Genomic DNA, 20,638 nt, shown 5'->3' with positions numbered 1-20,638 from the left:
GCGATGCCGATGACCCGCACTCTCTCACGCCACGAAAGACGCCGCCCCGCCGCGATCCTGTTCGCGGCCGCTGTTGTCGCCATGTCCTTCGCCGGCAGCACGGCGCGCGGCGAGGAAACGGTTCGCCAGGTCCTGCCGGGCGCGCCGGCCGCTGAGCCGCCGCAGCAATTGAAGCGGGAGAAAGCGCCGGACCAAAGCGAGATCGAGCGCTTCTGCTCCAACATCGCCGACGCCGCCCGTGACCGCCGCTATGCCTTGCAGGCGGAGGAGATGAAGCAGCTGCAGGCCGGCATCGACCAGCGCATGAAGGCGCTGGAGGAGAAGCGCGCAGAATACGAGACCTGGCTGAAGCGGCGCGAGGTTTTCCTGGCCCGGGCCGAGGACGGCGTTGTCCAGATCTATGCCGGCATGAAACCTGACGCCGCCGCCGAGCGGCTGGCCATCGTCAACGCCGACCTGGCGGCGGCGATATTGATGAAGCTCGATTCACGCAAGGCGAGCGTCATCCTCAACGAAATGGACCAGAAGGCGGCGGCGACGCTCACCGGCATCATGGCCAGCGCAGCCCGAAGGGTAGATCCGTCATGATCCGCAAGATGCTCCTCCTGTGCGCGGTCGCCGGGCTGTCCGGGTGCGGAACCAATCTGAAGGAGGTCGGCAAGGAGCCGGCCCTGTCCCCGGTCGGCTCCGGCATCGATGGCGGCAACACCTCGTCCCTCTATCGCTATCCGGAAACGCCGCCCGCGCCGGTCAGGAAATTCTCATTGTGGGATGACCGCCAGAGCCGGCTGTTCACCGACCCGCGGGCACTGTCGCAGGGTGACATCCTGACCGTCAAGATCAAGATCAACGACAGGGCCAACTTCAAGAACCAGAACGACAGGAGCCGCACCGCCAACCGCAAGCTCGGTTACGACCTCAGCGCGCAGTGGGACAACTGGAGCACCGCCGGCAAGGGCACTGGCGCTCTCAGCTCCACCACGGACACGACGGCCGACGGCGAGATCAAGCGCTCGGAAACGCTTGAACTCAATGTCGCGGCCATCGTTACCGATGTCTTGCCGAACGGCAATTTGATGATCACGGGATCGCAGGAAGTGCGCGTCAACGCCGAGCTCAGGGTGCTGACACTCGCCGGCATCGTGCGGCCGGCCGATATCGGCGCCGAGAACACCATCCCCTACGAACGCATCGCCGAGGCGCGCATCTCCTACGGCGGGCGCGGCCGCATCACCGAGGTCCAGCAACCTGCCTACGGCCAGCAGATTCTCGACCAGGTTCTTCCGTTCTAGGATTGGGGAACACGGCACCGTGGCAAATGTCGAACAGGTTCAGCCGCGCAAGGGTCCCTCCCTTGCCATCCAGGCCATCATGCTGCTGGTCGTGACGGCGGCCGCCATCGGCATGGGCTGGATGTCCGGCGGCTATCTCAAGGGCGTCGGGGCACCTGCGTCGGTGCCGGTGGCGCCTGAGAACGAAGGCAAGACCGTGGAGCCCGCCGCGGGCGGTGAGCCGGGCGTGGGGCCGACGCTCGTCGTGCTGGCGCCGATCACCACCAACATCGCCTCGCCTGCCGATACCTGGATCAGAATGGAGGTGTCCGTCGTCTATGACGGGCCGCAGCCACAGGCCATGTCGGATGACATCCACCAGGACCTTCTGGCCCTGGTGCGCACCTTGAAGATGCATCAGATCGAGGGCGCCAGCGGCTACCAGCACCTGAAGGCCGATCTTGAGGAACGCGCCTCGATCCGCAGCCAGGGTCACGCCAAGCAGATTCTTATCAGGACATTGCTGCTCGAATGAGAAAGTTCCTTCTTGCCACCGCGATGATCGCGGCCGCCACGTCCGTCGCGGCGGCGCAGCAACTCGATCTCGGCGGCATCGGCAAGGCCGATGGCACCACCGTCGGCTACATCATCCAGGTATTCGGCCTGCTGACCGTGCTGTCGGTGGCGCCAGGCCTGCTGATCATGGTGACGAGCTTCACCCGCTTCGTCATCGCCTTCTCGATCCTGCGCGCCGGCATCGGCCTGCAGTCGACGCCGGCCAATCTCATTCTCATTTCGCTGTCGCTGTTCATGACCTTCTATGTCATGGCGCCGACCTTCGACCAGGCCTGGAACACCGGCGTCAAGCCGCTGATGGACAACCAGATCACCCAGACCGTAGCCTTCGACAAGATTTCGGATCCGTTCCGCACCTTCATGCTGCGCAATGTGCGCGACAAGGACTTCGACCTGTTCGCCGATCTCGCCCGCGAGCGCGGCCAGACCGTTGCGCGCGACACCGTTGACCTGCGCATCCTGGTGCCCGCCTTCATGATCTCGGAAATCCGGCGCGGCTTCGAGATCGGCTTCCTGATCGTGCTGCCATTCCTGGTCATCGACCTGATCGTCGCCACCATCACCATGGCGATGGGCATGATGATGCTGCCGCCAACGGTGGTGTCGCTGCCGTTCAAGATCCTGTTCTTCGTCCTCATCGACGGCTGGAATCTGCTTGTCGGCAGCCTGGTGCGCTCCTTCAACTAATCTCCGCCAATCGATCCCTGGCAACTTGATCTTTGCCGCGCGCTCCGGCCCAAAATTCAAGCAATATATTTTCGATTAACCGTCCGGTTTAGCCCTTTGGTAGGGACTTGCCCGCATATTCGCTCGCAGATGGCGGGTGATCGATTTCGAGATCATTGGCATGATGCCGCACCGTCATACCGGGAAGCCCGGTATGTCAAAAAAACACCTGTAAAATCAAGGTACGAGTACCATGTCCAGCATCATGACGAACTCCGCCGCGTTGACGGCTCTGCAGAGCCTTAACGCCACCAGCAAATCCCTCCAGGACACCCAGGCCCGCATCTCGACCGGTTACCGGGTCTCGCAGGCATCGGACAACGCCGCCTACTGGTCGATCGCCACCACGATGCGCTCGGACAACTCCGCGATGTCCACCGTTTCGGACGCGCTCGGCCTCGGCGCATCTAAGGTCGACACCGCCTACACCGGCATGAACAGTGCGATCTCCACCATCAACCAGATCAAGGCCAAGCTGCTGGCATCCTACGGCCAGACGGATGCCTCGAAGGAAAAGACCCAGACCGAAATCACCGCTCTTCAGGCGCAGATGAAGTCCTACGCCGACGGCGCCACCTTCTCCGGCACCAACATGCTGTCCGTGAACAGCGGCGCGACAGCCACGACGGCGGCCGATGTGAAGATCCTTTCGGCGTTCAACCGTGACGCCTCCGGCGCGGCTTCGATCTCGACCATCGACGTCAAGGTGGAAAACATCAAGCTGTATGAAGCTGGCACCACCGCGACCCTCGCGAAGGGTATCCTCGACACGCTCCGCGTCGGCTCCACCGGTGTGGCCACCCTCACGGCCTCGGCTCCGACCCTGGGCGCCGCTGCTGTGGCCACCGACACCTATTCGGCCGCCAGCCTGAAGATCTTTGACACCGCGACAGGCAAAGCTGCCAGCGATACGCAGATCCAGCAGATGTTGACCGTCATCGACTCGGCGCTCGCCGACATGACCAACTCCGCCACCACGCTCGGCGCCGCCAAGAGCAGTATCGACCTGCAGAAGACCTTCACCTCCGATCTGATGGACTCCATCGATCGCGGTGTCGGCCAGCTCGTCGATGCCGACATGAACAAGGAATCGACCCGTCTGCAGGCCCTGCAGGTCCAGCAGCAGCTCGGCGTCCAGGCGCTGTCGATCGCCAACGGTTCGTCGCAGTCGATCTTGTCGCTCTTCCGCGGCTAATCGCCTCCGCCTAACCACAGTTCAGACCAAATATCGGGCCGCGCCAAAAGCGCGGCCCGATTTGCGTTTGTTCCAGCCTCGCGCAATGCTCGTTTCTTAACTCTCAAAAGCCAGCTTTTAACAGGCTGTTAACCATGCCGCGCTAGTTATGGTTAACCAATAGCTTACGACAGTTTGGCGAATCGGCCCGACCGGCACGATGCCACCCGTTGAACAGGCCCATCCGGCATGTCTGGACATGTCGTCTTATGAGAAGGAGCGACTTTCTTGGCGAGCATTATGACAAACGCCGCGGCGTTAACCGCACTTCAAAGCCTCAGCGCCACCAACAAGTCACTCGAACAGACGCAGGCTCGCATCTCGACGGGCTACCGGGTCTCGCAGGCCTCGGACAACGCCGCCTACTGGTCGATCGCAACCACGATGCGCTCGGACAACTCGGCCCTGTCGACGGTACAGGATGCACTCGGCCTCGGCGCCTCGAAAGTCGATACCGCCTACACCGGCATGAACAATGTGCTGACTACGATCGGCCAGATCAAAACCAAGCTGCTTTCGACCGTCGGCCAGACGGATGCCGCCAAGGCAAAAACCCAGACCGAGATCAAGGCGCTTCAGGCGCAGATGAAGTCCTTTGCCGATGCGGCAACCTTCTCCGGCTCGAATTTCCTTGCGGTGACCTCCAAGCAGGTCGCCGCAGCCAATGATGGCGTCCAGCCCGACTCGCAGATCGTGTCCTCATTCAATCGTTCCTCGTCCGGCGCGATCTCGATCGGGACGATCAACATCGATGTCGAGGGCACCAAGCTTTTCGACTACGGCCTTGCCACCGGCGTCAAGAACTACGGCACCCTCGATCGCCAGACCTCCATCTATGCCACTGGGGCCGCCCAGGCCCTGTATGACACCGCCTATGCGACCGCGATCGCGGGCGGAGCAACGGACATCGCCGCAAACACCGCCGGCCAGACGGCGGCGGGAGCGGTGGTGGCCAAGGTCGACAATATTTCCGCCTACAACCTCGACATCACGGCGGCCGGGGTAACCGACGACATCATCACGCAGATGGTGACCAAGATCGACAAGGTCATGGCGCAGTTGACCGATTCCGCCACCATCCTCGGCTCGGCCAAGAGCAGCATCGACCTGCAGAAGACCTTCACCCAGAGCCTGATGGACTCCATCGACCGTGGTGTCGGCCAGCTCGTCGATGCCGATATGAACAAGGAATCGACACGGCTCCAGGCGCTGCAGGTTCAGCAGCAGCTCGGCATCCAGGCGCTGTCGATCGCCAACAGCGCCTCGCAGAGCATCCTGTCGCTGTTCAAGAGCTAGTCGCGGGCGCCACCGGTGCCCTCCTTTCGCATCCCGCCTTCCTTTTCGCACTCCGATTGACGGGCCGCGCCGCAAGCGCGGCCCGATTTCATTTTCGCACAAGCTTCGAAGACTACTGTTCCGGCGGACAGTCATGCTGGGAGTCGTCGAACCGTGCCGGAACAGATCCAGAGCATCATCTCGAATCTTCGCGGCTTTGGCGTGAAGCGCCTTGCCATACTGGCTGGCATCGCCGTTCTGGTGATGGGCGTCATCGGCATCGCCTCGGTCTATCTCAACCGTCCCGCCTACGACACGCTCTATGTCGGGCTCGACCGCGCCGACGTGAACCAGATCGGCCTGGTGCTGGGCGAAGCCGGCATCGGCTTCGATGTCGGCGCCGACGGAACCTCGGTGCTGGTGCCGGCCGGCACCACCGCGCAAGCGCGCATGCTGCTTGCCGAAAAGGGCCTGCCGACCAGTGCCAATGCCGGCTACGAATTGTTCGACAATGTCGGCTCGCTCGGCCTCACCTCCTTCATGCAGCAGATCACCCGCGTGCGCGCACTGGAAGGCGAGATCGCCCGCACCATCCAGTCGATTTCAGGCATCAAGGCGGCGCGCGTCCACATCGTCATGTCCGAACGCGCCAATTTCCGCCGCGACGAACAGCAGCCCTCCGCCTCGGTGGTCATCCGCTATACCGGCATCGACGCCGAGAAGAGCGCCATGTCGATCCGCCATCTCGTCGCCGCCGCCGTTCCCGGCCTGTCGGCCGACAAGGTGACGGTGCTCGATTCCAGCGGCAATCTGCTGGCTGCGGGCGATGATCCTTCCAACACCAGCGCCGCCCGCACGCTCGGCGTCGAGCAGACCGTCGAGGCGCAGATCGGCGACAACATCCGCCGTGCGCTGACGGCCTATCTCGGCCCCGACAACTTCCGCGCCAGCGTCAAGGCCGAGGTCAACACCGACACCCGCCAGACGGAAGAAACCATTTTCGATCCGAATTCGCGCGTCGAGCGCTCGGTGCAGTCGGTGCGCGCCAACGAAAACAACAACCAGAAGCAGGCCTCGACCCCGGCCAGCGTCGAGCAGAACCTGCCCGAGACCCAGGCAACCGCCACCGACGGTCCGCAATCCTCCTCGCAGAACGACCGCAAGGAAGAGATCACCAATTACGAAATCAATTCGAAGAAGATCGCCACCGTTTCCAACGGCTACACCGTCACCAAGATGTCGATTGCCGTGGTCGTCAACCAGCAACGGCTGATGACCATTCTCGGCAAGGACGCCACGCCGGAGCAGATTGCCAAGCGCGTCGCCGAGATCCAGAAGATGGTGACCTCGGCCACCGGCTTCGACGACAAGCGCGGCGACGTCATCGACGTCTCGGCGGTCGAGTTCATTGACGGGCTGGACGGCGAGGCGATCCCGCAGGCTGGAATGCTCGATTCCATCGGCCAGCATGCCGGCACGCTGATCAACGCCGGCGCCTTCATCGTCGTGGTGTTCCTGGTCGCCTTCTTCGGCCTGAGGCCGATGGCGGCGGCGCTGACGGCAAAGGCGACGCCAGCCCTGTCGGGCCCCAGCTACGATGAAGTCCAGCGCTCGCTGCCGACACCGGAAGCAAGCGCCAACGCCGAAAGCGCTGCCGTCGGCGCCCTGCCCGGTTCACGCCCAAGACCCACACCGCTCGACGATCTTCGCCAGAAGATCAGGCCGGCGCCGCAGGATCGGCTTGCCCGAATGGTCGACCTCAACGAGGAACGCACCGCGCAGATCCTGCGCAAATGGGCCGCCCAGGAAGTCGCGGTGTAAGCCATGCCCTCCGTAGCCCTTTTCGACCTTCTGCCTGATTTCGGAACCCGCACGCAACGTGCCGGCCAGCCCCGGCCCACGGCCGATCCCGAACGCAAACCCGAGACGCCGGCGCCGCAAGCCGATATCGGCACGCTGATCGCGGAAGCGGTTGCCCAGGCTGAGGCGGCGCTAGAGGCACGCCTGTCGATTGCCCATGAAGCCGCGCTCGAGGCCGAACGCCAGGCCAATGCCGAGGAAGCAAGGGTATTCCTCGAAAGCCTCGGCGACGATGTCGGCAAGGCGGTCTCGTTGCGCATCGATGCCATGGAGGCGCGCGTGACCGCACTGGTCGCGGCCACCGTCGCCCGCATGATCGGCGGCATCGTCAGCGACGATCTGCAGAAACGCTCGATCGAGGCGCTTGCCGGCGCGATACGCGAAGCGGTCGGCGATGCCGAAGCGGTGCGCATCACCGTGCGCGGGCCGCTTTCGCTGTTCGAAACACTGAAGGCATCGCTCGGACCCCGCGCCGCCAATCTCGACTTCATCGAGACACCAGGCTTCGACCTCACGGTCGCCATCGACGAGGCGGTGTTCGAGACACGCATGGCCGAATGGTCGACGACCCTTTCCGAGGTTCTGGCATGAGCGTCGCCGACGCCGGACAGGTTCACCAGGAGATCATCATCGTTCGTCGTGGTCACGACGACCATGACGATGCCCATCATGGCGGCGTCTGGAAGATCGCCTTCGCCGACTTCATGACGGCGATGATGTGCTTCTTCCTGGTCATGTGGCTGATCAATGCCGCCAACGAACAGACCAAGGCGGCCGTCGCCAGCTATTTCAACCCGGTCAAGCTGGTCGACCGCAATTCGAGCCGCAAGGGTCTGGAGGATCTCGGCGACGGTCCGCGCGCGATCGGGACGACGGCCGACAATCCGCAGAAGGCGACCAACAAGGCCGGCCAGGACGGTGATGGCTCGGCGGACCGCAAACAGGACAAGCAGGAACTCCCGCAGGCGGAACACTCCGACGAGCATCTGTTCGCCGACCCCTACGCGGTGCTTTCGGAAATCGCCACCGACACCGGCGTCATGCAGAATGTCAGCCAGAAGGGCGATGGCGGCGCGCAGGCCGCCGGCCCGGCGACGGGCGCCTCCGGTGGCGCTTCCTATCGCGATCCCTTCGAGCCGGATTTCTGGTCGCAGCAAGTGGCGGCGCCCGGCGCCGAAGCCAGTGCCCAGCGTGCCAAAATCGAGGGTGATCCGGTCAAGCCCGGTGACAAGGTCGCCGAGATGCAAGTGCTCAAGGTCAAGGCCGTGCCGCCCGTCGCGGCCGCACCGCTCGAGCCTCTGGCAAAGGACGCGACCGGCAAGCAAGCCACGAACCCCGCCACGGCAATAGCCAAGGCTAATGACGCCAAGCCAGGCGAGACCAAGCCGGGCGAGACCAAAGCCGCGGACGCAGCCAAGGCCGAGGCCAAGGCGCAAGAGGCCGCCAAGCCCGACACCGGGGAGAAGGCGCCGACCGCCGCCGCCGTCAAGGCCGCGGCCGACGTCAAGCGGCAGTTGGCCGATGCCTTCAAGCCGGGTGACAAGCTGCATGACGGCGTCTCGGTGGAAGCCACCGACAAGGGCGTCGTCATCTCGATCACCGACCAGCTCGACTTCGGCATGTTCGAGGTCGGCTCGGCGCTGCCGCGCCGCGAACTGGTGCTGGCGATGGAGAAGATCGGCCGCATCGTCAACAGTCAGAAGGGCACCATCAGCATCAACGGCCACACCGACGCACGGCCGTTCCGCAGCGACAGCTACGACAATTGGCGGCTGTCGACGGCGCGCGCGCATTCGGCCTACTACATGCTCGTGCGCGGTGGCGTCGACGAACGCCGCATCACCGAGGTCGCCGGCTTCGCCGACCGTCAGCCGAAGGACCCGGCCGATCCGTTGGCGGCTGCGAACCGCCGCATCGAGATCCTGATGGCGACCGGCGGATGAGGCGAGCGGCCGTCACCAGCCGGTTGATTGGCCTGTTGCTGCTGGCCGGCGGATATCCGTCAGCCGGCTTCGCCCAGGACGCGCTGCAGCCGTATCAGCTGGTGCGCTCGCTGCAGCTCATCCAGGACCGCATCGCCGCCGGCGATCATGCCGCCCTGCCGATGCAGGCCAAGCTGCTCGAGATGGTGGATGCGCGCCTGCGCGCGGCGGACGCCGAGGATTTCAAGGATCCCAAGAACTTTCGCGCCCTGCTTGTCTACGGCATGAGCGGCGGCAACCCGGTGACTGTCGAGGCCGCCACGTCGCGCGCCACGACGGACCCGCAAAGCCTTGCCGTGGCCAACGGTGTGATCGACTATCTCAGCGGCCGGCCCGGCGAGGCGATCGAAGCGTTGAAGCCGATCGATCCGATGACGCTGCCCCCCGATCTCGGTGCCTTCCTTGCCCTGGTCAAAGGCTCGCTGCTTGCCGGCGACCAGCCGGCGGCGGCGCTCGGGTTGCTCGACGAGGCAAGATTGCTCAGCCCCGGCACGCTGGTCGAGGAAGCAGCACTGCGCCGTTCGGTCGGCATTGCCGTCGCGCAGGGTGACGCGGCACGCTTCGCGCTTGCGTCAACCCAGTATGTCGAGCGCTACCTCTATTCGCCCTATGCCAGCCAGTTCGCCGACTCCTTCGTCTCCGGCGTCATCGCGCTGCATATGTCGATCAGCCAGGACAAGCTGGCCGACATCACCTCGATGATGGATTCCGAGCGCGAGAAGGTGATCTATCTGCGCATCGCCCGCCGTGCCGCGATCGACGGCCTGAACGACCTGTCGGCCTTCGCTTCGGCGCGGGCTGAGCAGGGCCGCGACGGCAACACCAACCAGGACGATCCGCGCGCCCTGCTTTACGCCAGTCTTTCCACCGTCACCTCGGGCACCATCGAGGACGTGCGCGCCAAGCTCGGCAAGATCGACCGCAGCAGGCTGTCGGAAGGCGACCGCGCCTTGCTCGACGCCGCTCAGGCCATTGCCGGCGAAGTCGTCGCGCCGCCCGCCCCCCTCCCCGAGGAAAAGCCGGCTCCTGTTGCGGTCAAGCAGCCTCCAGCGCCCGAAACCGTCGCGGCGCAAGGCGCCGACGCCAGCGGACTGCCACCCGTCGAAGGCGCCATCGCGGAGCACCCTGCCGTCACTTCTGCCTCCGGCGGACCAGCTACCAGTGCTCCGGAAACGCCGGCGGTTGCGGCTGCGCCAGCCGATGCGGCGACTGTCGTGCAGGCTTCGGCACCATTGCCCGCAGCCAGTCCCGAGCCCGCCGATCCGACCGACGCCGCCATGACCAAAACACGTCGACAGCTCGACCTGATCGACCAGATGCTTGGAGCCGCCCCCAAATGACCACCAGCCTCGGCTCGGCCTTGCCAGGATTTGCCACCGCGCGCGCCACGCCGGAGCAACCGGCCGCGAATGGCAAGAAGGACAACGCAGGTTTTAGCAAAATGCTGCACGGCGAGGCCAGTCCGGCCCGCCCGGAACGGCAGCCGACGACCGAAACGGGATCGCGCGAGCAGCGCTGGGGCAAGCTCGCCGCCGGCCTTGCCGGGCATGGCGGCAAGGCCGAGCCGGCATCGGCCGATCCCGGAAAGATCGTCACGGCCAAGGTGCCGACCGTGAAAATCGGCAAGGACGACCTGGAAGCAAAGTCGCACAAGGACGATGCCGACGCCGAAGAGACGGCGCCGGACGCGGATGCCGTGCCGCTTCAGGACCACCTGCCGCTGCTGATCGCATTTCATGACCTGCGCCATTTCTCGACATCGGCCAAGGCAGCCGGGCGCGATGCGGCTGCCGGCGAGGGCCCGCCGGACCCGGCGCTCGACGGGCAGACTCCGCTGCCAAAGACCTACCGGTCGAAATCCACGGCCGGAAACGAAGTCCTCGAAACCAAGTCGAAGCCGGAGCAGGTGTCGATCGTCGACGGGCCTTTGACCGAGCTTGACGGCCAGCCGCCGAGCGCTGCCGGCATTGCCTCCAGCGCGCCGAAACGCGACACCATCGTGGCGGCCCAGAAGCTGCCGGACGCCACAACCGCCGATGTACCCGGCGTGCAATCGAAACATGCCGCGCCGGCGATGAAAAGCATCGCGGATGTCCAGTCCTCGTTACGGCCCGAAGCGGGAAAACAGTCCTTGTCCGCCGCCCGCATCGACGTGGTGTCCGAACAGAGCTTCCCGGCGCCACCGCAAAGTCCCATCAGCCAAGCAGCCCTCAATGTGGTCAATGCCATAGCCGCCGATGGCGGCCCGCAAAAGGCCCTTTCGGCCTCATCCGCGGCCACCCAGTTGGCCAGCCCTGTTGCCGTTCCGACACATGTGTTGAAGATCGAACTTCACCCCGCCGAGCTCGGCATGGTGACGGCCAACCTTCGCCTCTCCGGAGAACAACTTTCGATTGAACTGAAGCCCGAAACACATGACGCTTATCGTCGGTTGTCCGCCGACAGCGAGGCCATCGTCAAATCGCTGCGCGGGCTCGGTTTCGAGGTTGACAAGGTCACGATCCTACAACCTTCGGTAGCAGTTCCTGCCGCAACCCGTACCGATGCAAGCGCCCCCTTGCCGGCGGCGGCAGGCCGCGATCCGTCATCCTTCCAACCTGGAAACCCGGGCGGCGGCAATGGTGGAGCGGGTGGTCAGCAACCGGGTCGGCAATCCGCAGGAAACCGCAATGATGACGCGCAGGACTACGGCCGCGGCATTTCAGCTTCTCGCGAGCGCGCTGGCGACGATATGTTTATCTAGCATCGCGAACGCTGCCGTTGCCGCCACCAACCCTTGCGAGCCGGAGATCCTGCGTGCCGCCGACCGCTATGGCGTGCCCGCCGGCATCCTCTATGCCGTGGGCCTGACGGAAACCGGAAACAAGGGCAGCCTTCAGCCTAACGCCTTGAATATAGAAGGAAAAGCGGTCTTCCCGAGAAGCCGGACCGAGGCCCTCGCAGCCTTCGCCAATGCCAGGCGCGAGGGCAAGACGCTGATCGATCTGGGCTGCATGCAGATCAACCATCACTACCACGCGTCGCATTTTCGCAGCGTCGAGGACATGCTCGATCCGCGTCAGAACGTCGACTATGCGGCGCGCTTCCTGGCCAGTCTCCATGCCCGTCACGAGACCTGGTCGATGGCTGTCGCCCGCTATCATGCCGGCCCCGACAACGATCCGGCACAGAAGATCTATGTCTGCCGTGTCATTGCCAACATGGTCGCCACCGGCTTTGGGAAATGGACCGCGAACGCCCGCGGCTTCTGCAACCCGTAAGCGCATCTTCTGCATCTAATACACGGTTCGCGCAGTCATGGCTTATCGTTTTGACTTGGCCAAAACTTGCCGCCGAAAGCATATCTGGTTGCACGCTAATGCAACCGCTGCGATTCCAGACTCCCAAGAAACTAGCTACAAGAAATGACGGTTGTTCAGGATTCTCGCCAGCGGATACCCCTTTTCTCACGGGGCAAATGATTTGATTCGGAGGCGGGCCGATGATTGTAATCGTTGACGAGCGCGAGCTCGTAACAGAGGGATACAATTCACTTTTCGATCGTGAGGGTGTCGCCTGTGCAGGCTTCGCGCCGGGCGAGTTCGGCGAGTGGGTAAGCTCGGCGGCCGACACCGACCTGAGATCGGTCCGAGCCTTCCTCATCGGCGACTGCCGTGAAGGCTCGATCTCTCCCCGTCAAATCCGCGACCGCACCGGCGCGCCTGTCATCGCCTTGAGCGAACAGCATTCGTTGGAAAACACGCTGCGGTTGTTCGAGAGCGGCGTCGACGACGTCATTCGCAAGCCCGTCCACATCCGCGAGATCCTCGCCCGCATCACCGCCATCCGCCGCCGCGCCCAGGAAGATGTCGCCTACACCGAGATCGGCGCCATGCGCATCTTCATGGATGGCCGCGACCCCGAGATCGACGGCCAGCCTTTGCCCTTGCCGCGCCGCGAGCGCCGCATCCTCGAATATCTGGCAAGCAATCGCGGGCGCCGCGTCACCAAGACCCAGGTTTTCAACGCCATCTACGGCATCTTCGACGAAGAGGTCGAGGAGAACGTGGTCGAAAGCCACATCAGCAAATTGCGCAAGAAGCTGCGCGAAAAGCTGGGCACCGACCCGATCGATTCCAAGCGCTTCCTTGGCTACCGGCTCGTCTTCTGATGCAGCCCCGCGCCAGCCTCGCGCAAGACAGGACGCGTAGCCTCGTAGCCAGTGGCATGCACATTGGGGAGACGTTTCGATGAGCCTCTACGGAATGATGCGGACCGGCGTTTCCGGCATGAATGCACAGGCAAACCGGCTGTCCACCGTCGCCGACAACATCGCCAATTCCGACACCAACGGTTACAAGCGGTCCTCGGCCGAATTTTCGACGCTGGTCATGCCGACCACGGGCGGCGCCTACAATTCCGGCGGCATCACCACGACGATCCGGCAGGCGGTCAGCGATCCGGGCGTGCTTCAATACACGACCTCGGTCTCCGACCTTGCCGTCAACGGCGATGGTTTCTTAGTCGTTCAGGATCCGAGCGGAACACCTTTCCTGACCCGAGCCGGCAACTTCGTTCCGGATGCGGAGGGCAGACTGGTCAACGCGGCCGGCTTCCAGTTGATGGCCTACAGCTACGCCAACGGCGTGCCGGCGGCGACAGTGAACGGCTTCGAGGGACTGACCCCGGTCGTCATTTCGGACCAGGGGATGACGGCAACGCCGAGCACCGAGGGTACCTACAGCGGCAACCTGCCGGCAGGCGCGACGCCGGTCGCCGCCGGCAATCTGCCCACCACCAACACCGCGAGCGCGCAGTACACGTCGAAATCATCGATGGTCGCCTACGACAATCTCGGCAACAAGAAGCTGCTTGACGTCTATTTCACCAACACCGGCGCCGGCACCTGGCAGGTGTCGGTCTTCGATCAGTCGAAGGCCACCGCCGGGACGTCGTTCCCTTACACCGGCGGCGCATTGGGCTCGGCCAACCTGACCTTCGACACCACCACCGGCAAGCTCACCGGAGCCGTCGACAGCGTCAGCCTGACGGTGCCCAATGGCGCCGCCTTTTCGCTGGATCTGTCGACACTGACCCAGCTCGGCACCGGCTTCACCGTTTCCGACGCCCAGGTCAACGGCAACGCGCCGAGCACCATCGACAAGATCCAGATCAGCAAGGACGGCACCATCTCGGCGCAGTACAAGGACGGCTCCACCAAGCCGCTCTACAAGATTCCGCTGGCCGATGTGCAGAGCCCAGACCAGCTCACCGCGCTGCCCGGCAACGTCTACGCACAGGGCACCGAATCCGGCGCGGTCCGTATCGGCTTTGCCAATGAAGGCAAGGCCGGCTCCATCATCTCCGGCGCCCTCGAGAATTCCAACGTCGATATCGCCGAAGAACTGACCAACATGATCGCGGCACAGCGCAGCTACACCGCCAATTCGAAAGTCTTCCAGACCGGTTCCGATCTGATGGACGTCCTTGTCAACCTGAAGAGATAAAACGGGCACCGCCCGTGAAAGACCCGCATGTCGCTGTCCACTGCATTGAGCATCGCCCAGTCGGCGCTTATGAACACCGCGAAGCAGACCAGCGTTGTCTCGCGCAATGTCGCCGACGCCGACAATCCGAATTATTCGCGCCGCCAGGCCGTCGTCACCAGCACGGCGCCGGGCGCGCGTTCGGTTGATATCCAGCGCGCCACCAACGACCTGCTGTTCCGCCAGAACCTCGGCGCGCTGTCGGCCTGGAGCGGCCAGAACGCGCTGTACAGCGGCATGGATCAGCTGGGCGTTTCGGTCAATGGCGTCGACAACGCGTCCTCGCCCTCGACGGCGATCGGCAATCTGCAGCAGGCGCTGCAGCTCTACGCCACCTCGCCGTCCAACCAGAACCTCGGCGCCAGCGTCATCGACGCCGCCAAGCAGGTTGTGCGCTCGCTGAATGAGGGCTCCAAGGCCGTCCAGGATTTCCGCACCCAGACCGACAGCCAGATCGCCACCGCGGTCGACGACATAAACTCGCTGCTCAGCCAGTTCCAGGATGCCAACACCGCGGTCATGTCCGGAACCCGTTCCGGCACCGATGTTTCCGATGCGCTCGACCAGCGCGACGCGCTTTTGAAGAAGATTTCGGACTATGTCCCGGTCTCGACCTTCACGCGCGGCGACAATGACATGGTCATCACCACCGGCGATGGCACGACGCTGTTCGAAACCATTCCGCGCACGGTCAGCTTCGCGCCGTCGTCCGGCTACACCGCAGGGGCCGCCGGCAATGCGGTCTATATCGACAATGTGCCGATCTCGGCGGGGACCGGCGGCAACACCAGCGCCAGCGGCAAGCTTGCCGGCCTGCTGCAATTGCGCGACAGCGTCGCCTCGACCATGCAAAGCCAGCTCGACGAGACCGCGCGTGGCCTGATCACGGCCTTTGCCGAGACCGCACCTTCGCTGCCCAATGCCGCCGGCCTGTTCACCTGGTCCGGCGCACCGGCGGTGCCGGCCGCGGGCACGCTGGTCAACGGCCTTGCCGCTTCCATCAGCGTCAATGCGGCGATGGACCCGAGCGCCGGCGGCAATCCGACGCTGCTGCGCGATGGCGGCGCCAACGGTGCCGCCTATGTCGCCAACACCGGCGGCGGCGCATCCTATTCCAGCCTTCTGGTTGCCTATGGCGATCGGCTCGACCAGCCGATGACCTTCGACCCCGCCGCCGGGGTTTCGGCAACGTCCAGCGTTTCCGACTACGCGGCCAATTCGATCGGCTGGTTCGAGGGCGTGCGCCAGCAGGCATCGACCGCCTCCGACGCCAAGGAAGCGCTGGCGTCGCGCAGCGCCGAGGCGCTGTCCAACGCGACCGGCGTCAATGTCGACCAGGAAATGTCGCTGCTGCTCGACCTCGAACACACCTATCAGGCATCGGCCCGGATGATGAAAACCGTCGACGATATGATGACGGCCTTGCTCAACGCTGTGGAATAATCCATGACTTCAGTCTCGTCAGCCGCCATATCGAACGCCATGCGCTACCAGCAGATGCGCATGCAGGCCGAGCTTGTCAAAGCCACGAAAGAGTCATCGACCGGCAGGGTTGCCGATGTCGGCCTGGCTCTCGGAGGGCGCACCGCCCAGTCCGTCACCTTCTCGCGTGATCTCGACCGGCTCAATGTCATCATCGATTCGAACGGCCTGGTCGGCGCCCGGCTGTCCTCGACGCAGACCTCGCTCGGCCAGCTCGCCAGCGCCGCGCAGGCGCTTCTGTCCAGCCTGGCCACCGCGACATCAAGCGATTCCTCCGACAGTCTCGCCCAATCCTCCGGCAAGACGACCATCCAGCAGCTGACCTCGATCCTCAACACCAGCGTGAACGGCGAATATCTGTTCGCCGGGACCAACACCGACGTCAAGCCGATCAATGACTTCACCGCAGCCGGCTCTCCCGCCAAGGCGGCGTTTGACGCCGCCTTCGTCGCCAATTTCGGCTTCACCCAGGACGACCCGGCCGCGGCCAACATCACCGCCGCCCAGATGGACGATTTCATCACCAACGACGTCCTACCGCAGTTCACGGGCTCGGGCTGGCAAGGCAACTGGTCGAACGCCACCGACCAGCAGATCGTCAGCCGCATCGCCCTCAACGAAACCACCCCGACATCGACCAGCGCCAACAGCGAGGGCATCCAAAAGCTCGCCATGGCGGCGGCCATGGTCTCCAGCCTGATGTCCAGCAACATCAGCCGGGCCGCGAAGAATACGGTCATCAGCCGTTCCACCTTGCTGGTCGGCGAAGCGCTGAGCGGCATTGGCCAGCTTCAGTCCGAAACCGGTATCGTCCAGAAGCGGGTTTCCGATGCGAACGACCGGATGAAAACGCAGGTCGACCTTTTCGAACGACACATTCTCGATCTGGAAGGCGTCGATCCGGCCGAAGCCGCGACCCGGGTCGCCGACCTGACACAGCACATCGAAACGTCCTTCGCATTGACCGCGCGCCTGCAGCAGCTCAGCCTGTTGAATTACCTGACCTGATAATGCTTAACGGAACGGTAGAGCCCCACCGATGTACCAATTCTCCTACGCCGACATCCAGAGCACCTCCGTTGCCGACGCCAAGGACCGCGAGCGGGAGCTTTTGACCCGCTCGATCGACATGCTGTCGGCGGCGGCGGCCGCCGGCCACGGCTCGATGGAGGCGGTCGAGGCGCTGCATTTCACCAACCGCGTCTGGACCGCCTTCGTCGAGGATCTCGGCTCCAGCGACAACGCGCTGCCCAAGGAACTGCGCGCCAACCTGATTTCCATCGGCCTGTGGCTGCTGCGCGAGGCCGAGGACATTCGCCAGGGCCGCACCAACAATTTCGAAGGGCTGATCGAGGTGTCCCAGATCATCCGGGACGGCATTCAATGACCAACACGCTGAAGATATCGCTGAAGCCGAACGAGAAGATCTACATCAACGGCGCCGTCATCCGCGTCGACCGCAAGGTCACCGTCGAATTGATGAACGACGTGCAGTTCCTGCTCGAGAGCCATGTGATCCAGGTCGACGATGCCTCGACGCCGCTCAAGCAGCTGTATTTCATCCTGCAGGTTATGCTGATGAACCCGGCCGGCGCGGCCGAGGCGCGCGACATGTTCCGGCGTTCGCTGCCGCTGCTGCTGGCAAGCTTCGAGGACACCCAGATCTGCGCTGCGCTGAAACAGATCGACCGCATGGTCGGCGAGGATCATATCTACGAGGCGCTGAAGGCGATACGCGCGCTCTATCCGCTCGAACGCCGCGCGCTTGGCGACGATGACTATGTTCCGGGTGCCGCGCGCCCGCTGGCTGTGGGAGCACGATACTGATGAACGTGGACATGACGACGACGATACCGACTGGCGCCAACCAGGCCAGCCAGCAGACCTCGAAGACAGCGGTCGACTACCAGTCGTTCCTGAAGCTTCTGATCGCCGAGATGAAGAACCAGGATCCGACCAAGCCGATGGATTCGACGCAGTATGTCGCCCAACTCGCCACCTTCTCGCAGGTCGAGCAGTCGGTGCAGACCAACACCAAGCTCGACCAGATCATGTCGTCGTCGGCGCTGTCGCAGGCCGACGCGCTGATCGGGCGCTCGATAACCTCCGCCGACGGCAACACGACGGGCACGGTGGCGTCGGTGCGCCTCGCCAGCAGCGGCCTCATCGCCGTGCTGCAGAACGGCACCGAGGTCGCGGTCGGCCCGGGAGTCTCGATCAAGGCCGCGAGCTGACGCTTCCGGCAGGGCCAGTCCCATGAACGAGGCCGACGCTCTCGACATCGTCCAATACGCGGTGTGGACGGTGCTCACCGCGTCTGCCCCGGTGGTGCTGGTCGCCATGGCGGTCGGCATCGGCATCGCCCTCATCCAGGCGCTGACGCAGGTTCAGGAGATCACCTTGACCTTCGTGCCGAAGATCGTCGCCATCATGCTGGTGGTGGCGCTGACCGGCCCCTTCATCGGCAGCCAGATATCGGCCTTCACCAACGTCATCTTCGAGCGCATCCAGAACGGATTCTGAGCAATTCAACGAAAGCCGCGTGGCGGCTCTGTCGGCGGCCAGACCACGAGCCCCTCACCGAAGCGCTGCATGCGCAGGTCGGTGACGCGCGCTGAACCATAGGCGTCCTCGGCCCCATGGGGAACTAATGCATGTCGCCCAAAAGTGGCCCCGGTTTTGGGAGAACGACATGCATAAAAACAAAGACCTAAAGCGCGTCGCCTGAGTCCGTTCAAACGCGACGCGCTTTAGAGACGTGGACCTCAGCTATCCCATTGTTGGACCATGACCTTTTTCGAAAGCCGTTCGCCCTTTGCACCATCATGCCCTACTTTCGGCAAATGATCTGAGCAAACGGATCGTCTGACGAATCGGCACGACATGGCAGGGATCCACCGATGATTGACGAAAAGCCGGAAAGCGAGGGCGTCTCGGCGCTGGCGCCCTTCCGGCACGGCATTTTCCGCGCCGTATGGGCCGCGAGTCTCGTCTCGAATTTCGGTGGCCTGATCCAGGGCGTCGGCGCCGCCTGGATGATGACCACGATCGCCACCTCGCCCTATCAGGTGGCCCTGGTCCAGGCTTCGACCACCTTGCCGATCATGCTGTTTGCGCTCGTCGCCGGCGCCATCGCCGACAGTTTCGACCGGCGCAAGGTGATGCTGGTCGCCCAGACCTTCATGCTGGTCGTCTCGGTGCTTTTGACCCTGTTCACCTATTCCGGCCTGATCACGCCGTGGACGCTGCTGGCCTTCACCTTCCTGATCGACAGCGGTACCGCGCTCAACAGTCCGTCATGGCAGGCCTCCGTCGGCGACATCGTGCCCCGCAACAAGGTGCCGGCCGCCGTCGCGCTCAACTCGATGGGCTTCAACCTGACCCGCAGCGTCGGCCCGGCGATCGGCGGCATCATCGTCGCCGCGGCCGGTGCGGCGGCGGCCTTTGCGGCGAACGCGGTGAGCTATATCGGCCTCATCGTCGTGCTGGCGCGCTGGAAGCCGGACCTGCCGGTCTCGACCTTGCCGCGCGAATCGCTGGGTGCCGCCATGGGCGCCGGTCTGCGCTATGTCGCCATGTCGCCCAACATCGGCAAGGTGCTGGTCAGGGGCGCCGCTTTCGGCTTCAGCGCCGGCGCGGTGCTGGCGCTGCTGCCGTTGGTGGCGCGCGACGTCGTCAAGGGCGATGCCCTGACCTACGGCATCATGCTCGGCGCCTTCGGCATCGGCGCGGTCGGCGGCGCGCTGATCAGCGTGCGGCTGCGGCAGCTGCTGTCCAGCGAGACGATGGTGCGCTCAGCCTTCGCCGGCTTTGCCGCCTGCGCCTTCAATGCCGCCGTCAGCCATCATGCCTGGCAGACGTCGCTCGGCCTGCTTGTCGGCGGTGCCTGCTGGGTGATCGCCCTTTCGCATTTCAACGTCACGGTGCAGATGGCGACGCCGCGCTGGGTGGTCGGCCGGGTGCTGTCGGTCTATCAGACCGCGACCTTCGGCGGCATCGCGCTCGGCAGCTGGATCTGGGGCGTCGTCGCCGATGCGCATGGCGCCGAGACCGCGCTGATCGCGGCCAGCATCGCCATGCTGGCCGGCGGCGCCATCGGCCTGCTGCTGCCGCTTCCGCAACAGCAGATACTCAACCTCGATCCGCTCAACCGCTTCAAGGAACCGCACCTTGCGCTCGACCTGAAGCCGCGCAGCGGCCCCATCGCCATCATGATCGAATACATCATCCGCGACGAGGACGTGCCGGAGTTCCTCGCCACCATGGCCGAACGCGGCCGCATCCGCCGCCGCGACGGCGCCCGCAACTGGACGCTGGCACGCGACCTCGAAAATCCGGCGATCTGGATCGAGCACTATCACACGCCGACCTGGCTCGAATATGTGCGCCACAATGGCCGCATCACCCATGCCGACGCCGTCGTCGGCGAGCGCCTGCGGGCGCTGCACAGCGGCGGCGAGCCGCCGCGCGTGCGCCGCATGATCGAGCGCCCGACCACCGCCGGCACGGCCCTCGTGATGGCCAAGGGACCGATCGAACACTAGAGCGGGATGAATTGAGGCTGAATCGAAGGGATTCCCCTAGGGTGGCAAATCTGATTCAACCTTCTTGCTAGGCAAGGAGGTTGGTAAGGATGGGCAAGCCTTATTCGATGGATCTTCGCGAACGGGTTGTTGCGTCGGTTGAGCGGGAGGGGCTGTCGCGACG

The 20,638-nt window shown here is 64.2% G+C and carries 21 protein-coding genes; all 21 read left to right on the top strand.

The window, feature by feature from the left end:
* The first annotated feature begins 3 nt into the window (after positions 1-3).
* The 21 genes from B5V02_RS30930 (at position 4) to B5V02_RS30825 (ending at position 20,475) form a co-directional block, all read left to right on the top strand.
* A complete protein-coding gene (locus tag B5V02_RS30930; protein ID WP_167458739.1) occupies positions 4-588 on the top strand; it encodes a MotE family protein in 585 nt (194 codons plus the stop codon).
* Complete coding sequence (gene flgH, locus B5V02_RS30925) at positions 585-1,292, top strand: flagellar basal body L-ring protein FlgH (RefSeq protein WP_111547810.1); 708 nt, start codon at positions 585-587, stop codon at positions 1,290-1,292. The genes B5V02_RS30930 and flgH overlap by 4 nt, the downstream gene beginning before the upstream one ends.
* Positions 1,293-1,311: 19 nt before the next feature.
* Positions 1,312-1,806: a flagellar basal body-associated FliL family protein gene (locus B5V02_RS30920; RefSeq protein WP_111547809.1), complete on the top strand. Its 495-nt coding sequence runs from the start codon at positions 1,312-1,314 to the stop codon at positions 1,804-1,806.
* Entirely contained in the window at positions 1,803-2,534 is a 732-nt protein-coding gene (gene fliP / locus B5V02_RS30915; protein ID WP_111547808.1) for a flagellar type III secretion system pore protein FliP, read from the top strand. Before B5V02_RS30920 ends, fliP begins: the two co-directional genes overlap by 4 nt.
* A 232-nt stretch (positions 2,535-2,766) precedes the next feature.
* Positions 2,767-3,768 (top strand): flagellin N-terminal helical domain-containing protein, encoded by a 1,002-nt coding sequence (locus B5V02_RS30910; protein ID WP_111547807.1) that lies wholly within the window; start codon positions 2,767-2,769, stop codon positions 3,766-3,768.
* A gap of 267 nt (positions 3,769-4,035) precedes the next feature.
* Complete coding sequence (locus tag B5V02_RS30905; RefSeq protein WP_111547806.1) at positions 4,036-5,103, top strand: flagellin N-terminal helical domain-containing protein; 1,068 nt, start codon at positions 4,036-4,038, stop codon at positions 5,101-5,103.
* A 153-nt stretch (positions 5,104-5,256) separates the two neighbouring features.
* Positions 5,257-6,903: a flagellar basal-body MS-ring/collar protein FliF gene (gene fliF / locus B5V02_RS30900; RefSeq protein ID WP_111547805.1), complete on the top strand. Its 1,647-nt coding sequence runs from the start codon at positions 5,257-5,259 to the stop codon at positions 6,901-6,903.
* 3 nt (positions 6,904-6,906) lie between these two features.
* On the top strand, positions 6,907-7,533 hold the full coding sequence (locus B5V02_RS30895; protein WP_111547804.1) for a hypothetical protein: 627 nt from the start codon (positions 6,907-6,909) through the stop codon (positions 7,531-7,533).
* Complete coding sequence (locus B5V02_RS30890) at positions 7,530-8,885, top strand: MotB family protein (protein WP_111547803.1); 1,356 nt, start codon at positions 7,530-7,532, stop codon at positions 8,883-8,885. The genes B5V02_RS30895 and B5V02_RS30890 overlap by 4 nt, the downstream gene beginning before the upstream one ends.
* Positions 8,882-10,264 carry a chemotaxis protein MotC gene (locus tag B5V02_RS30885; protein WP_111547802.1) on the top strand — a complete coding sequence of 461 codons (1,383 nt, stop codon included), beginning with the start codon at positions 8,882-8,884 and terminating at the stop codon, positions 10,262-10,264. The genes B5V02_RS30890 and B5V02_RS30885 overlap by 4 nt, the downstream gene beginning before the upstream one ends.
* On the top strand, positions 10,261-11,667 hold the full coding sequence (fliK, locus tag B5V02_RS30880; protein ID WP_111547801.1) for a flagellar hook-length control protein FliK: 1,407 nt from the start codon (positions 10,261-10,263) through the stop codon (positions 11,665-11,667). The genes B5V02_RS30885 and fliK overlap by 4 nt, the downstream gene beginning before the upstream one ends.
* Complete coding sequence (locus B5V02_RS30875) at positions 11,594-12,184, top strand: transglycosylase SLT domain-containing protein (protein ID WP_425374431.1); 591 nt, start codon at positions 11,594-11,596, stop codon at positions 12,182-12,184. The genes fliK and B5V02_RS30875 overlap by 74 nt, the downstream gene beginning before the upstream one ends.
* A gap of 221 nt (positions 12,185-12,405) precedes the next feature.
* Positions 12,406-13,074: a response regulator transcription factor gene (locus B5V02_RS30870; RefSeq protein ID WP_111547800.1), complete on the top strand. Its 669-nt coding sequence runs from the start codon at positions 12,406-12,408 to the stop codon at positions 13,072-13,074.
* A 79-nt stretch (positions 13,075-13,153) separates the two neighbouring features.
* Positions 13,154-14,410 carry a flagellar hook protein FlgE gene (locus B5V02_RS30865; protein ID WP_111547799.1) on the top strand — a complete coding sequence of 419 codons (1,257 nt, stop codon included), beginning with the start codon at positions 13,154-13,156 and terminating at the stop codon, positions 14,408-14,410.
* Between the two features lie 27 nt (positions 14,411-14,437).
* Positions 14,438-15,892: a flagellar hook-associated protein FlgK gene (flgK, locus tag B5V02_RS30860; protein ID WP_111547798.1), complete on the top strand. Its 1,455-nt coding sequence runs from the start codon at positions 14,438-14,440 to the stop codon at positions 15,890-15,892.
* Between the two features lie 3 nt (positions 15,893-15,895).
* Entirely contained in the window at positions 15,896-16,939 is a 1,044-nt protein-coding gene (locus B5V02_RS30855; protein ID WP_111547797.1) for a flagellar hook-associated family protein, read from the top strand.
* A gap of 31 nt (positions 16,940-16,970) precedes the next feature.
* Positions 16,971-17,318, top strand: coding sequence for a flagellar biosynthesis regulator FlaF (flaF, locus tag B5V02_RS30850; RefSeq protein WP_095084526.1), 348 nt, complete (start codon positions 16,971-16,973; stop codon positions 17,316-17,318).
* Positions 17,315-17,758: a flagellar biosynthesis repressor FlbT gene (gene flbT / locus B5V02_RS30845; RefSeq protein ID WP_111547796.1), complete on the top strand. Its 444-nt coding sequence runs from the start codon at positions 17,315-17,317 to the stop codon at positions 17,756-17,758. The genes flaF and flbT overlap by 4 nt, the downstream gene beginning before the upstream one ends.
* The gene (gene flgD / locus B5V02_RS30840; RefSeq protein ID WP_111547795.1) at positions 17,758-18,165 is read left to right on the top strand and encodes a flagellar hook assembly protein FlgD; all 408 of its coding nucleotides are present in this window, start codon (positions 17,758-17,760) and stop codon (positions 18,163-18,165) included. Before flbT ends, flgD begins: the two co-directional genes overlap by 1 nt.
* A gap of 22 nt (positions 18,166-18,187) precedes the next feature.
* On the top strand, positions 18,188-18,454 hold the full coding sequence (gene fliQ / locus B5V02_RS30835; protein WP_095084529.1) for a flagellar biosynthesis protein FliQ: 267 nt from the start codon (positions 18,188-18,190) through the stop codon (positions 18,452-18,454).
* Between the two features lie 377 nt (positions 18,455-18,831).
* A complete protein-coding gene (locus B5V02_RS30825; RefSeq protein WP_111547794.1) occupies positions 18,832-20,475 on the top strand; it encodes an MFS transporter in 1,644 nt (547 codons plus the stop codon).
* The last annotated feature ends 163 nt before the right edge of the window (positions 20,476-20,638 follow it).

Origin of the sequence: Mesorhizobium kowhaii (assembly GCF_003253745.1) — a bacterium.
GTDB classification, from domain to species: domain Bacteria; phylum Pseudomonadota; class Alphaproteobacteria; order Rhizobiales; family Rhizobiaceae; genus Mesorhizobium; species Mesorhizobium kowhaii.
Note: the sequence above shows the minus strand (reverse complement) of the source record. Positions and strands in the feature narration are given on the sequence as shown.

Bases quoted from the DNA above. Each gene is read 5' to 3' on its own strand.
- B5V02_RS30875 (WP_425374431.1), top strand. From the start codon at position 11,594: ATGATGACGCGCAGGACTACGGCCGCGGCATTTCAGCTTCTCGCGAGC.
- flgH (WP_111547810.1), top strand. From the start codon at position 585: ATGATCCGCAAGATGCTCCTCCTGTGCGCGGTCGCCGGGCTGTCCGGG.
- fliP (WP_111547808.1), top strand. From the start codon at position 1,803: ATGAGAAAGTTCCTTCTTGCCACCGCGATGATCGCGGCCGCCACGTCC.
- flaF (WP_095084526.1), top strand. From the start codon at position 16,971: ATGTACCAATTCTCCTACGCCGACATCCAGAGCACCTCCGTTGCCGAC.
- B5V02_RS30870 (WP_111547800.1), top strand. From the start codon at position 12,406: ATGATTGTAATCGTTGACGAGCGCGAGCTCGTAACAGAGGGATACAAT.
- fliK (WP_111547801.1), top strand. From the start codon at position 10,261: ATGACCACCAGCCTCGGCTCGGCCTTGCCAGGATTTGCCACCGCGCGC.
- B5V02_RS30865 (WP_111547799.1), top strand. From the start codon at position 13,154: ATGAGCCTCTACGGAATGATGCGGACCGGCGTTTCCGGCATGAATGCA.
- B5V02_RS30825 (WP_111547794.1), top strand. From the start codon at position 18,832: ATGATTGACGAAAAGCCGGAAAGCGAGGGCGTCTCGGCGCTGGCGCCC.
- B5V02_RS30890 (WP_111547803.1), top strand. From the start codon at position 7,530: ATGAGCGTCGCCGACGCCGGACAGGTTCACCAGGAGATCATCATCGTT.
- B5V02_RS30930 (WP_167458739.1), top strand. From the start codon at position 4: ATGCCGATGACCCGCACTCTCTCACGCCACGAAAGACGCCGCCCCGCC.
- B5V02_RS30895 (WP_111547804.1), top strand. From the start codon at position 6,907: ATGCCCTCCGTAGCCCTTTTCGACCTTCTGCCTGATTTCGGAACCCGC.
- B5V02_RS30910 (WP_111547807.1), top strand. From the start codon at position 2,767: ATGTCCAGCATCATGACGAACTCCGCCGCGTTGACGGCTCTGCAGAGC.
- flgD (WP_111547795.1), top strand. From the start codon at position 17,758: ATGAACGTGGACATGACGACGACGATACCGACTGGCGCCAACCAGGCC.
- fliQ (WP_095084529.1), top strand. From the start codon at position 18,188: ATGAACGAGGCCGACGCTCTCGACATCGTCCAATACGCGGTGTGGACG.
- B5V02_RS30855 (WP_111547797.1), top strand. From the start codon at position 15,896: ATGACTTCAGTCTCGTCAGCCGCCATATCGAACGCCATGCGCTACCAG.
- flbT (WP_111547796.1), top strand. From the start codon at position 17,315: ATGACCAACACGCTGAAGATATCGCTGAAGCCGAACGAGAAGATCTAC.
- flgK (WP_111547798.1), top strand. From the start codon at position 14,438: ATGTCGCTGTCCACTGCATTGAGCATCGCCCAGTCGGCGCTTATGAAC.
- B5V02_RS30885 (WP_111547802.1), top strand. From the start codon at position 8,882: ATGAGGCGAGCGGCCGTCACCAGCCGGTTGATTGGCCTGTTGCTGCTG.